The following is a 13,687-nucleotide window of genomic DNA, read 5'->3' as shown; positions in this document are numbered from 1 at the left end:
GGGGTCGGTCCCCGTATGGACCGGCTGCCGATCACGCCCACGCACCGCAGGCTGACGCTGGTCATCGGCGTCGGGCTGTTCTTCGACAGCTTCGACAACAACCTGTCGGGCACCATCGCGAAGGTCGTGCAGACCGAGTTCGCGATGGACGGCACGGCGCTGAAACTGGCGTTGGCGTCGGCGTTCCTCGGGCAGTTCTTCGGGTCGATCCTCCTCGGGCGGGTCGGCGACCGGTTCGGCCGCCGCCGCGCGTTCATGATCAACCTGGGGCTGTACTCGTTCTTCACGCTGCTCGGCGCGTTCTCGCCGAACGCGGCGTGGCTCATCGTCACCCGGTTCATCGCGGGCATGGGCATCGGCGCCGAACAGGCGCTGTCCGACTGCTACCTGTCGGAGACGCTGCCGGCCAACAAGCGCGGCCGGTTCACCGCGTGGGCGTACACGATCTGCTTCTGCGGGGTGCCGGCGGTCGGCTTCGCCGCGCTGTGGCTGGTGCCGCTCACGCCGCTGGGCGTCGACGGCTGGCGCTGGCTCTTCGTGCTCGGCGCGCTCGGCGCGGCCGTGGTGTGGATCATGCGGCGCGGCATGGTGGAGTCGCCGCGCTGGCTGGAGACGCGCGGCCGGCACGCCGAGGCCGACCGCATCGTCACCGCCATGGAGGACGAGGCCGTGGCGGGCGGCGCGAAGCTGGCCGAGCCGGCGCCGGCGCCGAAGCGCGTCCCGACGCGCGGCGCCGGGCTGCGGGAGCTGTTCAGTCCGCGCTTCCGCCGCCGCACGGTGATGCTGTGGGTGCTGTGCGGGCTGTCCGTGGTCGGCTACTACGGCTTCGGGAGTCTGGCGCCGCTGGTGCTGGGCGCCAAGGGCTTCGGCGTGCTGGAGAGCATCGGGTTCGCCGCGATGTCCTACCTGGGCTATCCGCTCGGTTCGCTGCTGTCGGTTCCGATCATGGAACGGGTGGAGCGGCGGATGCTGGTGATGGTCTCGTCGCTGCTGATGGCGGCCTGCGGGATGGGCTTCGCGTTCGCCGGCAGCGCACCCGTCATCGTCGCGTTCGGCATCGCGTTCACCCTGCTCAGCAACGTGTTCTCGACCGTCTCGCACGTCTACCTCGCCGAGCAGTACCCGACGGACATCCGGGCCAGCGCCTCGGGCACCGCCTATTCGCTGTCGAAGCTCAGCGCGGCGGCGATCCCGTTCGCGCTGCTGCCGGTGCTGGACGCCGCCGGGCCGGTGTGGCTGTTCACCACGGTCGCGCTGGCCATGGTGATCGTCGCGGTCACCGTGCGGCTGCTGGGCCCGCGCACGACGGGCGTGTCCGCCGACTGGGGGTGAGGGCCCGGTCGGCGCGTTGACGCCGAGTACCGCGAGGTGACGAAGTCCGGGCGGGGCGGTGGCGGCCGCCCCGCCCGGCGTGCACGGTGGGGGCATGACCACCAACCCGGCCGCCATCAAGGCGGAGGCGACCCGGCAGCTGCACCAGCGCGGCGCGCTTGTCCTCACCCCCGACTCCGTGCGCGCCGAACTCGGCCTGTCCGAGGACGAGTTCGCCGCCCACTTCGCCACCCGCGACGACCTGCTGACCGCGCTGGTGGTCGACGCCTACGACGGCATGGGCGAGCGCGCCGAACAGGCGCTGGCGCAGGTCCGCGAGGCTGCCGCGCAGCCCCTCGACCGCTGGGTGGCGGTGTGCCGCGCGGTCCGCGACTGGGCGACCGACAACCCGTACGAGTACGAGCTGATCTACGGCACCAACATCCCCGGCTACGACGCCCCGCCGGAGACCATGGTGGCCGGCGCCCGCACCGCGTTCGCCCTGATCGGCTCCCTGCGGGACGCCGCCGAGGCCGACGCGCTCACCTCCGGGGAGCCGGAGCCGCTGCCCGAGCCGGTGGCGGCGGCGGTGCGCGGACTGGCCGAGGGCATGGCCGAGGGGCTGCCCGAGCCGGTCATCGGCCGACTGCTCATCGCCTGGACGCAGCTCTTCGGCATGACAAGCTTCTCCGTCTTCGGCCACATCGCCGCGTTCGGCGAGGACCCGGCCGCGTTTGTCGACCACGCGGCCGCCGCCATGGGCCGCTTTGTCGGCATCAAGGCCTGACGCCCCGGCTCACGCCCGTCCCGCCAGCGCCCTCTTCCGGTCCCACGGGCCGGAGAGGGCGTTTGCGCGTCGCCGCCCGTCCGCCGACGCCCCCCGCCGCGGTGCGGCTACGCCTCCGCGGGGCGGAAGGCGGGGAGGTGGTCCGCCGCCCAGGCGGCGAAGGAGGCGGGCTCGCGGCCGGTGGCCGCCCGGACGCCGTCCTCCACCCGCTGCTTGCCTCCGGCCCGCATCCGGTCGGCGGACGCGAGGAGGGCTTCCACGACCGGTTCCGGGTAGCGGGCCGCCAGGCGTTCGGCGGCCTCGGCGCGGCTCGGTTCCCGGTACTCCAGGGGGACGCCGAGCAGCCTGCCGAGCTGGTCGGTCTGCTCGGCGGGGGAGATCGCGGCCGGGCCGGTGAGGTGGTGGGCGCGGCCGTCGTGGCCGGGCGAGGTGAGGGCGGCGACCGCCGCCGCCGCGATGTCCCGGGGGTCGACGCAGGCGTTGCGGGCGTCGCCGCCGAGCGCGCGCACGACGCGGCGGGCGCGGATGTCGGCGGCCCAGGAGAGCGTGTTGCTCATGAACGCGCGGGGGCGGAGCAGGGTCCACGGCAGTCCGCTGGACGTCACCAGCTCCTCGTTGCGCCGCTGCCAGCGGGTGATGAGGTCGTCGGCCTCGGGGTCGGTCACGGCCAGGGCGGAGAGCTTCACCAGGCGAGGACGCTCGGGCAGTTCCCCGGCGGCCTCGACGAGGTTCCGGTCGTGATCGGGTCGCAGCGGGTCCGCGGTGATCACCAGCAGGGCGCGGGCCCCGGCCAACGCGCCGCGCAGCGCCGGGCCGTCGCCGAGGTCGACGGCGACGGTCTCGACGCCGCGCCGGCCGGCGAGCGCGCCCGCCGCCTCCGGCCTGCGGCTCAGCAGCCGCACGGGACGCCCGTCGGCGGCGAGCCGGGCGGCGACCGCGCGACCCACGGTCCCGGTGGCGCCGGTGATCACGGTTGTCATGCCGACCCCGCCTGTTGCGGGCCGGTGCCGGGGGCGCCCGTCCGCGCGGCCTCCGCCCGCTCGGCCTCGATCAACTGCATGAGTCGCGCGCCGCGTTGGGGTGCCATGTCGAGCCGGCCGAGCACGGCGGGCAGCGCCACGGTCGCCAACACGCTCTGGTAGAGGGTCGCGATTCTGTCGGCGAGGTCGGCGTAGTCGGTCAGAGCCTTGGACATGCCCTGTACTCCGGCGAACGATCCGACGAGGAGGCGTGCCACGTCCTCCAGTTGCACATGGGGAAGCAACTCGCCCTGCCGCTGGGCGTCCTGGAGCTGCCGCACGGTGACCTCCGTCCAGTTGAGGTAGGGGCCTCTGCGGTCCGGGCCGCCTCTTCCGGCCTGTTCGATGGTGAGGCGGACGCTGCCCTGGACAAGCGGGTCGTGGCCCAGCATGTGGGCGAGCAACATGCCCTGGTCAACCAGCAGTTGCAGCTTTATCGGCTGGTCGGGGAGGTCGGGCAGCGCGGTCGCCTGGGCGTCGATGACGGCCTGGGCGAGTTCCGCCTTGGAGGCGAAGTGGAAGTAGAGGGCCCCCTTGGTGACCCCCGCCGCCTTGAGGACGTCGGCGATCGTCGCCACCTCGTAGCCGATCTCGCCGAACACCTCGGCCGCGGCCCGGACGATGGCCGCCCGCGTCCGTAGCGCCCGCTCCTGCTGTGCCATCGCAACTCCTGTTCCGCGCCAACCGCCTCCCCCTGACGATCTTCCGACAGTCCGGGCATCACACGAAGTATCCGCATACCCATTGAAAAGAGACCGGCCAGTTTTTATTGTACTCGTCAGCGCATGGCACGACCCCTCCCGGGTAGCAGAAACCGACCTCATCGGAGCAGCCATGAAGAGCAGCGTGCTCGCACCCCCTGGAAGCAGTGCCACCCCCCTCGTCCTCGATCCGCGGGACCGGACGGACAGAGCCGCCGGAGACGCCGGAGTCGCAGGAGCCGACGGGCCCACCGGGTCCCCGGGCCATCTCGGCCACTCCGCGACCGTGCCGCGCGAACTGGTCCACCGCGCGGCCCTCAGCGAGGTCTTCCTCACCGGCTGGGCGCGACGCGGCGAGAACCGCTTCGCCCTCTCCGCCCAGTGGCCGCGGTCGCACAGTTTCTTCACGCCGCCCACCGCGGCCCACCACTCGCCGACGCTTGTCGCCGAAACAATCCGACAGTCCGTTTTTGTTCTCGCGCATGCCGAGTACGGCATACCCTTCGGCCACCACTTCGTCATGCACGGGATGCACTACCGCACCAGCCTGGACGGACTGCGCGTCGGACCCACACCCACCAACGTCGACCTCACGGCGCACTGCTCCGACCTGCGACGCAAGGGCACCAACGTGACCGGGTTCCGCGCCGAACTGACCCTGCGCGCCCAGGGCCGCACCGTCGCCGTCGGCGGCGCCGACTTCGCCAGCGTCTCCCCTCGCGTCTACCAGCGCCTGCGGGACGCCCGGCTGCGCGCCGACCAGGCGCCGCGGACGCCGGCCTTCGAGCGGACCGCGCCGCTCCACCCGCCCTACGTCGGCCGTCACAGCCCGCACGACATCGTGCTCTCGCCGACCCTCGACCCGGCCGTCTTCTGCCTCCGCGTCGACACCGGCCACGCCACCCTGTTCGACCACCCTGTCGACCACGTTCCCGGGATGGTGCTGCTGGAGGCGGCCTGCCAGGCGGCCTCCGCGGTCGCCCATCCCGCACCGTTCCACCCCGTGCTGCTGACCTCCGCGTTCAACCGCTACGCCGAGTTCGACTCGCCGTGCCTGCTGCGCACCGAGTACGCCCCGGCGCGGGGGGCCGCCTCGGCGGCCGTACGCGTCACCGGCGAGCAGGACGGCGAGACGGTCTTCACCGCCTCCCTGCGCGACGCCACCGGCGAGGACCCCTTCCAGGTCGACTGACCAGGTCGGCCGACCAGGTCGGCTGACCAGGTCGGCTGAGCCGGACGCGCCCGGGAGCCCGCCGAAGGGCGGGCGGCTACCCGGTGACCGGAAGACCTCCGGCCACCTCCGTACCGCCCGCCCGCGGCCGCCACCCCGATCCCGTCCGCGTCCCCTCCAGCGAGGGCAGCAGCAGCGACCACATGTCGGTCAGCCGGGCGTGCTCCCCGTCATCCACCTTCCGCGCCCGCACCTGCTCGTGCATCACGAGGGACAGCGCGAGCGCGGCGACCGTGCGGGGGGACCGCCCCGGCGAGAGGCTGCCGTCCGCGACGGCGTCCGTCGCGACCCGCCGGAACACCGCCTGCCAGACCGCCGGCAGGTGCAGCGGCGACTCGCACGGCGTCTCCCGCTCGCTGGTCAGCCGCACCCCGGCGCGCGTCAACTCGTCCTCGTGCAACTGGCGGACGATGACGTGTGTCATGTCGACGAGCGTCTGGAGCGCCGGCTGTTCACGCTCCCGCAGGCGGGCGAGCCAGACCCTCGCCTTGGCGCACCCGAAGGACTGGACCGTGTCGGCCAGTTCCGCCTTGTTGGTGAAGTGGAACGACAGTGCGCCCTTGCTGACCTCGGCACGCCGGCTGACGTCGGCGAGGGTCGTGCGCTCGTAGCCCTGCCGGTCGAACTGGCCGGCAGCGGCCAGCACAAGCGCGGACCGGGTCCGCTCCGCCCTCTCCTGTCTCATGGGACTTCCTTCGGCCGTCCCGGCCCACCGGGGAGCCGGGGAGGGACGCTGTGGCGGCTGCGAACGACTCCGAACGTCACCGGCCGACTCCGGACGACACCGCCCACCTGGGGATCTGTCCCCCAGTTAAAAACAGCATCAACGGTATGTCAATTGCTCGGTCGCCCACCCGACGGATGTACGTAAGCTTTCTCTCCCTTCTCGCCCGGGGATCCCGCCCCTCCGCCCCGAGCAGGGCCTGCCGTCACATTTCCGCAGATGAGAGCGGCATTTTCACACAGGCGACAGGCAGCGGGACGCGGACCGCCCTCGCGTGTCCGCTCACAGGGCGTGGAAAGTCCGCTTCCTACCGCTACAAACTGCCAGGTCGGTTTGTTACAGTCACCTCTGTTGCGCATCTCGCGGAGTACCTGATCTCGCCCTGCCACCACCGGCTCCGCGGCCCACTCGACGGGGAGCCACTCCCCGGTCCCTGTCGGAACAGGCAAGGGGGACGTTGTGAACGCACGCGTGTCAACCGTCAGAGACCTCGGTTCGGAGGCCGTGGCCCGCGAGCTGTGCCCGACCGTGTTCGCGTCGCTGCGCCGCAGCGACCAGCGGCGGAAGGCCGAACAGTACGTGCTCGGCCTGCTCACCGTCCCCGGCCGCAAGTCCATCCGCAAGATCGCCGCCCGCACCCGCGGCGACGCCGACGACCACCCCAGCACGGCCGCGGTCGAACAGAGCCTGCAGCACTTCGTCAGCTGCTCCACGTGGCCGTGGTCCGACGTCCGCGCCGCGCTCGCCCGCCACATGGAGAGCGCGCTGCGGCCGACCGCCTGGGTGGTGCGCCCGCTGGTCATCCCGAAGGCCGGCTCGCACTCCGTCGGCGTCGCCAGACGCGCCCTGCCCGGCCTGGGCAGCCCCGTCAACTGCCAGGAGGCACACGGCCTCTGGCTCGCCAACGAGGTCGCGAGCACGCCGGTCAACTGGCGCCTGCGGATCCCCGTCGAGTGGCTCGACAGCCCCACCCGGCGGCGGGAGGGCGGCATCCCCGACGACGAGCCCCGGCTCACGCCCGACGGCGCCGCCGCGAACACCGCGCTGGAGGTCGCCGCCGGCTGGGGCCTGACCCGCCGCCCCATCGTCCTCGACCTCTCCCCCGACGGCGCCGCCGGTGCCGCCCCCGAGGGCGCCTCCACCGCGGCCGTCACGGTGCTCAGCGCCGCCGGTCTGCCGTTTGTCGTGCGGATCGGCGCGGACACCGACGTCGGTACCCCCGCCGACATCGCGCTGTCCGGCTACCGCCGGCGCACGGTCGCCGCCCACCACGTGATGTCCGCCGTCCACCGGCTGCGGCGCGCGGTGGAGTGGACCGACCCGGCCTCCGGGCTCGTCCGCACCAGCCTCGTCGCGAAGGTCCCCGTCAACCTCACCGGCGGCGCGGTCCGCCGGACCGGCGTCGGCGAGCGGCCGCTTGTCCTCGTCGGCGAGTGGGACAAGGCCGGGGGGCGCCCCTCCCGCTTCTGGCTCACCGACCTCGTCGACGCCCCCTCCGGCGTACTGCTGCGGCTCACCAAGCTCACCCGCCGCGTCGACCGCGACCTGGTGGACATCACCGACGAGGTCGGCGTCCGCGACTTCGAGGGCCGCACGTACCCCGGCTGGCACCGGCACACCACGCTGACGTCCGTCGCCCACGCGGTACGGCTGCTCGCCACCGCGCACGCCCTGCACCCGGCCGCCGCCGCCCGCGTACCCCTGCGGCTCCCCGCCACCGCCGCGTTACGCACAGGCTGAGCCGCGCTCCCGACCCGCGGCGGGCCTGCTTCCGATCGGCGGCGGACCTGCTTCCGACCGGCGGCGGACCCGTTCCGGCAGGCGAAAAGGCGGGCGGGCGCGTCGACCGCCTCGGATACCATACGAGCCGGCTCCTCCGAGCCGACAGTCACTCACGGTAACCGAATTGGGAGCAGCCGCAATGGCTCGACACCTCATCACCAGCGCCCTTCCCTACATCAACGGGATCAAGCACCTGGGCAACATGGTGGGGTCCATGCTCCCGGCCGACGTCTACGCGCGCTACCTGCGCCAGCGCGGCGAGAACGTGCTGTACATCTGCGCCACCGACGAGCACGGCACCCCCGCCGAGCTGGCCGCGAAGGAGGCGGGCCTGCCCGTCGCCGAGTTCTGCGCCCAGCAGCACGACGCGCAGAAGGCCGTGTACGACGGATTCGGGCTGCGCTTCGACTACTTCGGCCGCAGCTCCTCCCCGCAGAACGTGGAGATCACCCAGCGGGTGGCGCGCAGCCTGAAGGAGAACGGCTTCATCGAGGAGCGGGCCGTCCGCCAGGTGTACTCGCTCGCCGACGGCCGCTTCCTGCCGGACCGCTACATCGTCGGCACCTGTCCGCACTGCGGCTACGACAAGGCGCGCGGCGACCAGTGCGAGAACTGCACCCGGGTCCTGGACCCGACCGACCTGATCGACGCCCGCTCGGCGATCTCCGGCAGCAGCGAGCTGGAGGTCCGCGAGACCAAGCACCTCTTCCTCCTGCAGTCCGCGCTGGCAGGCGAGGTGGAGGCGTGGATCGACGAGGTCGGCGGCGACTGGCCGACCCTGGCGTCGTCCATCGCCCGCAAGTGGCTCACCGAGGGCCTCCAGGACCGGGCCATCACCCGCGACCTGGAGTGGGGCGTGCCGGTGCCGGCCGACGCCTGGCCCGAACTGGCCGCCGAAGGCAAGGTGTTCTACGTCTGGTTCGACGCCCCGATCGAGTACATCGGCGCCACGAAGGAGTGGGCGGACCAGGACCCGGCGAACCGGGACTGGCAGTCCTGGTGGTACGGCGACGCGGCCTCCGACGTCCGGTACACGGAGTTCATGGCCAAGGACAACGTCCCCTTCCACACGGTGATGTTCCCCGCCACCCAGCTCGGCACCCGCGAGCCGTGGAAGAAGGTCGACTACGTCAAGGCGTTCAGCTGGCTGACGTACTACGGGGGCAAGTTCTCCACCTCGCAGCGGCGCGGCGTCTTCACCGACGCGGCCCTGGAGCTGCTGCCCGCCGACTACTGGCGCTACTTCCTGATGTCGCACGCCCCGGAGTCCGACGACACCAGCTTCACCTGGGAGCTGTTCTCCGCCACGGTGAACAAGGACCTGGCCGACACCCTCGGCAACTTCGTCAACCGGGTGCTGTCCTTCTCCCGCAAGCGGTTCGGCGACGAGGTGCCGGCCGGCGCCGAGGCCGGTGACGCCGAGCGCAAGCTGGGCGCCGAGATCAGCCGGCTGCTCGGCGAGTACGAGCAGCACATGGAGTCGCTGCAGTTCCGCAAGGCCGCGCAGGCGCTGCGCGCGCTGTGGAGCGCCGGCAACTCCTACCTGGAGGAGAAGGCCCCCTGGCTGGAGATCAAGACGGACCAGGACGCCGCCGCGCTCACCCTGCGCACCGCGATGAACCTGATCCACCTGTACGCGGTTGTCTCCGAGCCGTTCATCCCCGCCTCGGCGCGGGCCATGCGGCAGGCGTTCGACCTGGCCGACGACACGGCGACGTGGGTCGGCCACGAGGCCGCCGCCGCGCTGGACGCCGTGCCGGCCGGCACCCCGTTCACCGTGCCGCCGGTGCTCTTCGCCAAGATCACCGAGGACGACCTGGCCGCGTACCGCGAGCGCTTCGGCGCCGACACGGCGGCCTGACCGGCGCCGCCCAGGCCCCCGCACGACACCCCGTTCGACGCCGGACACACGGCGAAGGCCGGCTCCCGCTTCCGGGAGCCGGCCTTCGCCGTGAGTGTCGCCGGGACTACTTCACTACTTCACCTGCGGCTTGCGGATCGACAGGTGCAGTTCCTTCAGGCGGGCCTCGTCGACCTCGCTGGGGGCGCCCATGAGGAGGTCCTGGGCGTTGCCGTTGAGCGGGAAGGCGATCGTCTCGCGGATGTTCGGCTCGTCGGCGAGCAGCATCACGATGCGGTCCACGCCCGGCGCGATGCCGCCGTGCGGCGGGGCGCCGAACTTGAACGCCCGCAGCATGCCGCCGAACTCGCGCTCCACGTCCTCCCGGGAGTAGCCGGCGATCTCGAACGCCTTGTACATGACCTCCGGCTCGTGGTTCCGGATGGCGCCGGAGGACAGCTCGATGCCGTTGCAGACGATGTCGTACTGCCAGGCGAGGATGTCCAGCGGGTCCATGTTCTCCAGCGCGTCCAGGCCGCCCTGCGGCATGGAGAACGGGTTGTGGGAGAACTCGATCTTCCCGGTCTCCTCGTCCTTCTCGAACATCGGGAAGTCGACGATCCAGCAGAAGCGGAAGACGTTCTCCTCGAAGTGCCCGGCGCGCCGGGCGGCCTCGACCCGCACCGCGCCCATGATCTTCGAGACCTCGTCGAAGTCGCCGGCACCGAAGAAGATCGCCGAACCGGGCTTGGCGCCGAGCGCGGTCAGCAGCGCGCTGACGTTCTCCTCGGTGAGGAACTTGGCGATCGGGCCGGTCAGCGAGCTGTCGTCGCCGACGCGCACCCAGGCCAGGCCCTTCGCGCCCTGCTCGACGGCGAAGTCACCCATCTGGTCGAAGAACTTGCGCGGCTGGTCGGCGGTGTCCGGGACGTGCAGCGCGCGGACGTGCTTGCCGGCGAACGCCTTGAACTCGGAACCGGCGAACACGTCCGTGACGTCGACCAGCTCCAGCTGGGCGCGCAGGTCCGGCTTGTCGGAGCCGTACCGCAGCATGGCCTCGCGGAACGGGATGCGCGGGAACGGCGTGGTGACCTCGCGGCCGCCGCCGAACTCCTGGAACAGCTCGGTCATCACCTTCTCGATGACCTGGAACACGTCCTCCTGCTCGACGAAGCTCATCTCGACGTCGAGCTGGTAGAACTCGCCCGGCGAGCGGTCCGCGCGGGCGTCCTCGTCCCGGAAGCAGGGCGCGATCTGGAAGTAGCGGTCGAAGCCGGCGATCATCAGCAGCTGCTTGAACTGCTGCGGCGCCTGCGGCAGCGCGTAGAAGCGGCCGGCGTGCAGGCGGGACGGCACCAGGAAGTCCCGCGCGCCCTCGGGCGAGGTCGCGGACAGGATCGGGGTGGCCATCTCGTTGAAGCCGAGCGCCGTCATCTTCTGCCGCATCGCGGAGATCACGGCGGTGCGCAGCATGATGTTGCGGTGCATGCGCTCGCGGCGCAGGTCGAGGAAGCGGTACTCCAGCCGCTTCTCCTCGTTGACGCCGTCCTCGGCGTTGATCGTGAACGGGATCTGCTCCGCCGCGCCGAGCACCTCGACCTCGTCGACCTCGATCTCGATCTCGCCGGTCGGCAGCTCCGGGTTGACGTTCTCCGCGCCGCGGGCGACGACCTTGCCGTCGACACGGACGACGCTCTCCTTGCTGAGCGAGCTCAGCGCCTCGTTCGCGGCCGTACCGGGGCGGGCCACCAGCTGGACCAGACCGTGGTGGTCGCGGAGATCGATGAACAGGATGCCGCCCAGGTCGCGCCGATTGTGCAGCCAGCCGCTCAGCCGGACGTCGGTGTCGATGTCCTGCGCGCGAAGCTCGCCGCAGTGGTGGGACCGGTACCGGTGCATCAGTTCATCCAAGGTAGTGGGTTCGGGTCGGCGGATCGGCCGGCCGGGCCGGCGGGGATCCGGGTGGCGGATCCGTGTGTGGCGGATCCGGGCGGATCCGTGTGTGGCGGATCCGGCGTGAGCCGCCTATCAGGGTACCGCCCGGCGGTCGCTGCCGGGCGCGAGCGGGACCTTGTCCATAAAGTGGGGCGTATGCGCACCGAGGACGTGCTGGCCGCCACCGGGACCGGCATCTGGACCTGGGATCACGCGGCCCGGCAGATCATTCTCGATGCCACGGCCGCGCGCCTCCTCGGGCTCTCCCCCGACGCGGGCCGACCGGTGAGGGCCGCCGAGTCCGCGCTGCGGGCCTGCTTCCACGTCGTCGACTTCGTCGAGCTGAACGGCATCATCACGCTGGCCGTCGCCGAGGGGCGGATCGCGGAGGCGATGATGCGGGTCGTGGACCGGGACGGCTCGGTGCTGCGCACCGTACGCACCCGGCTCAAACCCCGCGGCGACCCCGGCCGCGGCCGGGACTCCGCGCCGTTCACGCTGGTCGGGACGGTGACGGAGGTCGCCGAACCCTCCGAGGGCCAGACCCAGGTCACCGGCGACTGGCGCCGCTCCCGCGAGGCGTTCCTGCTGGACGCCGGACGGGCCCTCGCCGAGGCCCGCTCCACCAGCGAGGTGCTGCGGGTCGCTGCCGCGCTGTCCATGCCCGGCTTCAGCCCCGACGGGCTCGCCGTCTTCGGCGTGGACGGCGACCGGCTGTCCGTCATCGGCCACCACGGGCACGGCGAGGACGGCGCCGAGCTGCCGTTCCTCGACATGCCGCTGGAGACCCCGTACCCGGCCGCCGACGTGGTCCGCAGCGGCCGGGCCGTCTACCTCACCAGTCCCGCCGAGTACCAGCGCCGCTACCCCACGACCTGGCCGCTCGCCGAACGCTTCAACCGGCAGTCCTGGGCGTTCCTGCCACTGGTCGTCGCCGGCCGCACCACCGGGGCCTGGATGGCGGCGTTCGCCCAGCCCGCCGCGTTCAGCCCGGACGAGCGGGCGGTGCTGACCACCGTCGCGCGGATGCTCGCCCAGGCGCTCTCCCGCGCCTACCTGCACGAGAGCGAGCGGGAGCTCGCCGACGGCCTCCAGCGCACCATGCGGCCCGCCGGGGCGCCCGACGTCAAGGGCCTGACCGTCGCCGCCCGCTACGTCCCCACCGGCGGCGGCCTCCAGGTCGGCGGCGACTGGTACGACGTGATCCCGCTGCCCTCGGGCCGGACCGCGCTGGTCATCGGCGACGTGCAGGGCCACGACGTACGGGCCGCCGGCATCATGTCGCAGCTGCGCATCGCGCTGCGCGCCTACGCCGCCGAGGGCCACCGCCCCGAGGCCGTGCTCTCCCGCGCCTCCCGCTTCCTCGCCGGCATGGCCTCCTCCGCCGCCGCCAGCGCCCCGGACGGCGAACCCGTCGACGACCGCTTCGCCACCTGCCTCTACATCGAGGCCGACCCGCTGCTCGGCACGATGGACATCGCCCGCGCCGGCCACCTCGACCCGGCCGTGCTGCTCGCCGACGGCACCCTCATGCTGCGCCCCACCGCCGGCGGCCTCCCCCTCGGCATCACCCCGGGCCCCGGCCTCACCGGCGGCGGCGCCGACGGCGACTACCCCACCACCCGGCTGGTCCTCGAACCCGGCGAGACCCTGCTGGTCTGCACCGACGGACTCATCGAGACCGGCGGCCACGACGCCGAGACCGGCTGGGCACGGCTCCGCGAGGTCCTCGACCGGCACCGCACGGCGAACCTGGAGGAGATCGCCGACGAACTGGTCCGGGCCGTGCACGGCCCGCCCTCCCACCACACCCGCGGCCCGCTCACCGACCGCCGCGAGGACGACATCGCCCTGCTGCTCGTACGCCGCGGCGAGAAGGGCGTCCGCCCCGCCACCGCACGCCGCACCGTGCTCACCATCTCCCAGGCCGACGCCTCCCGCGTCGCCGACGCCCGCCACCAGCTCCAGGCGATGCTCTACGACTGGGGCGCGGCACCGGCGGACGCGGAGTCCATCCCCGGCGCGGGCGCCGGCCCGGCCGGCCCGCACGCCACCGAGGCGGCCGCCGCCGTGGACGGCGCCGTCCTGATGCTCTCCGAGATTCTGACCAACGTCCTCATCCACACCGAGGACGACGCCCTGATGGTCGCCGAGGTCACCGGCCAGCCCGGCAGCCGCCGCCTCCGCGTCGAGGTCTCCGACCACAGCGACGAACTCCCCCACCGCCGCGACCCCGGCGAACTCGCCTCCTCCGGTCGCGGCCTCGTCCTGATGGACCTGCTCGCCGGCGGCTGGGGCGTCGACCCGCGCGGCGAGGGCAAGGTCATCTGGTTCGAGATGCGCGAAGACGCCCCACC

General features: G+C 72.6%; 10 protein-coding genes. 6 read left to right on the top strand and 4 right to left on the bottom strand.

Going from position 1 to position 13,687, the window contains the following annotated elements; all coding sequences use genetic code 11:
- Nucleotides 1–15 precede the first annotated feature (15 nt).
- Complete coding sequence (locus tag GL263_RS02375; RefSeq protein WP_228456039.1) at nt 16–1,332, top strand: MFS transporter; 1,317 nt, start codon at nt 16–18, stop codon at nt 1,330–1,332.
- Nucleotides 1,333–1,426: 94 nt separating this feature from the next.
- Nucleotides 1,427–2,098, top strand: coding sequence for a TetR-like C-terminal domain-containing protein (locus tag GL263_RS02370; RefSeq protein ID WP_182853852.1), 672 nt, complete (start codon nt 1,427–1,429; stop codon nt 2,096–2,098).
- A gap of 107 nt (nt 2,099–2,205) precedes the next feature.
- Here GL263_RS02370 and GL263_RS02365 read toward each other — a convergent pair whose 3' ends face one another.
- Entirely contained in the window at nt 2,206–3,078 is an 873-nt protein-coding gene (locus GL263_RS02365) for an NAD(P)H-binding protein (protein WP_182853851.1), read from the bottom strand.
- Complete coding sequence (locus GL263_RS02360) at nt 3,075–3,779, bottom strand: ScbR family autoregulator-binding transcription factor (RefSeq protein ID WP_182853850.1); 705 nt, start codon at nt 3,777–3,779, stop codon at nt 3,075–3,077. The genes GL263_RS02365 and GL263_RS02360 overlap by 4 nt, the downstream gene beginning before the upstream one ends.
- Before the next feature lie 172 nt (nt 3,780–3,951).
- On the opposite strand from GL263_RS02360, the gene GL263_RS02355 reads away from it, so the two are divergent.
- The gene (locus GL263_RS02355; RefSeq protein WP_182853849.1) at nt 3,952–5,010 is read left to right on the top strand and encodes a ScbA/BarX family gamma-butyrolactone biosynthesis protein; all 1,059 of its coding nucleotides are present in this window, start codon (nt 3,952–3,954) and stop codon (nt 5,008–5,010) included.
- Nucleotides 5,011–5,086: 76 nt separating this feature from the next.
- On the opposite strand, the gene GL263_RS02350 is transcribed toward GL263_RS02355, so the two are convergent.
- The gene (locus GL263_RS02350; protein ID WP_182853848.1) at nt 5,087–5,734 is read right to left on the bottom strand and encodes a ScbR family autoregulator-binding transcription factor; all 648 of its coding nucleotides are present in this window, start codon (nt 5,732–5,734) and stop codon (nt 5,087–5,089) included.
- Between the two features lie 510 nt (nt 5,735–6,244).
- On the opposite strand from GL263_RS02350, the gene GL263_RS02345 reads away from it, so the two are divergent.
- Entirely contained in the window at nt 6,245–7,513 is a 1,269-nt protein-coding gene (locus GL263_RS02345) for an IS701 family transposase (protein ID WP_182853847.1), read from the top strand.
- Between the two features lie 181 nt (nt 7,514–7,694).
- Complete coding sequence (gene metG, locus GL263_RS02340) at nt 7,695–9,416, top strand: methionine--tRNA ligase (protein WP_182853846.1); 1,722 nt, start codon at nt 7,695–7,697, stop codon at nt 9,414–9,416.
- Nucleotides 9,417–9,530: 114 nt separating this feature from the next.
- Here metG and aspS read toward each other — a convergent pair whose 3' ends face one another.
- Complete coding sequence (gene aspS / locus GL263_RS02335) at nt 9,531–11,294, bottom strand: aspartate--tRNA ligase (RefSeq protein ID WP_182853845.1); 1,764 nt, start codon at nt 11,292–11,294, stop codon at nt 9,531–9,533.
- A 192-nt stretch (nt 11,295–11,486) separates the two neighbouring features.
- On the opposite strand from aspS, the gene GL263_RS02330 reads away from it, so the two are divergent.
- Nucleotides 11,487–13,687, top strand: a 2,201-nt coding sequence (locus GL263_RS02330) for a SpoIIE family protein phosphatase (protein ID WP_182853844.1), incomplete at its 3' end; no start/stop codon positions are given.

The sequence above is a fragment of the Streptomyces durbertensis genome, assembly GCF_014156695.1.
GTDB lineage: Bacteria > Actinomycetota > Actinomycetes > Streptomycetales > Streptomycetaceae > Streptomyces > Streptomyces durbertensis.
The sequence above is the reverse complement of the archived record's forward strand: the minus strand, read 5'-3'. Positions and strand labels throughout refer to the sequence as shown.

What these genes read in the sequence shown, in the direction of transcription:
- GL263_RS02375 (WP_228456039.1), top strand. Translation starts at nt 16, where the DNA reads ATGGACCGGCTGCCGATCACGCCCACGCACCGCAGGCTGACGCTGGTC.
- GL263_RS02370 (WP_182853852.1), top strand. Translation starts at nt 1,427, where the DNA reads ATGACCACCAACCCGGCCGCCATCAAGGCGGAGGCGACCCGGCAGCTG.
- GL263_RS02365 (WP_182853851.1), bottom strand. Translation starts at nt 3,078, where the DNA reads ATGACAACCGTGATCACCGGCGCCACCGGGACCGTGGGTCGCGCGGTC.
- GL263_RS02360 (WP_182853850.1), bottom strand. Translation starts at nt 3,779, where the DNA reads ATGGCACAGCAGGAGCGGGCGCTACGGACGCGGGCGGCCATCGTCCGG.
- GL263_RS02355 (WP_182853849.1), top strand. Translation starts at nt 3,952, where the DNA reads ATGAAGAGCAGCGTGCTCGCACCCCCTGGAAGCAGTGCCACCCCCCTC.
- GL263_RS02350 (WP_182853848.1), bottom strand. Translation starts at nt 5,734, where the DNA reads ATGAGACAGGAGAGGGCGGAGCGGACCCGGTCCGCGCTTGTGCTGGCC.
- metG (WP_182853846.1), top strand. Translation starts at nt 7,695, where the DNA reads ATGGCTCGACACCTCATCACCAGCGCCCTTCCCTACATCAACGGGATC.
- aspS (WP_182853845.1), bottom strand. Translation starts at nt 11,294, where the DNA reads ATGCACCGGTACCGGTCCCACCACTGCGGCGAGCTTCGCGCGCAGGAC.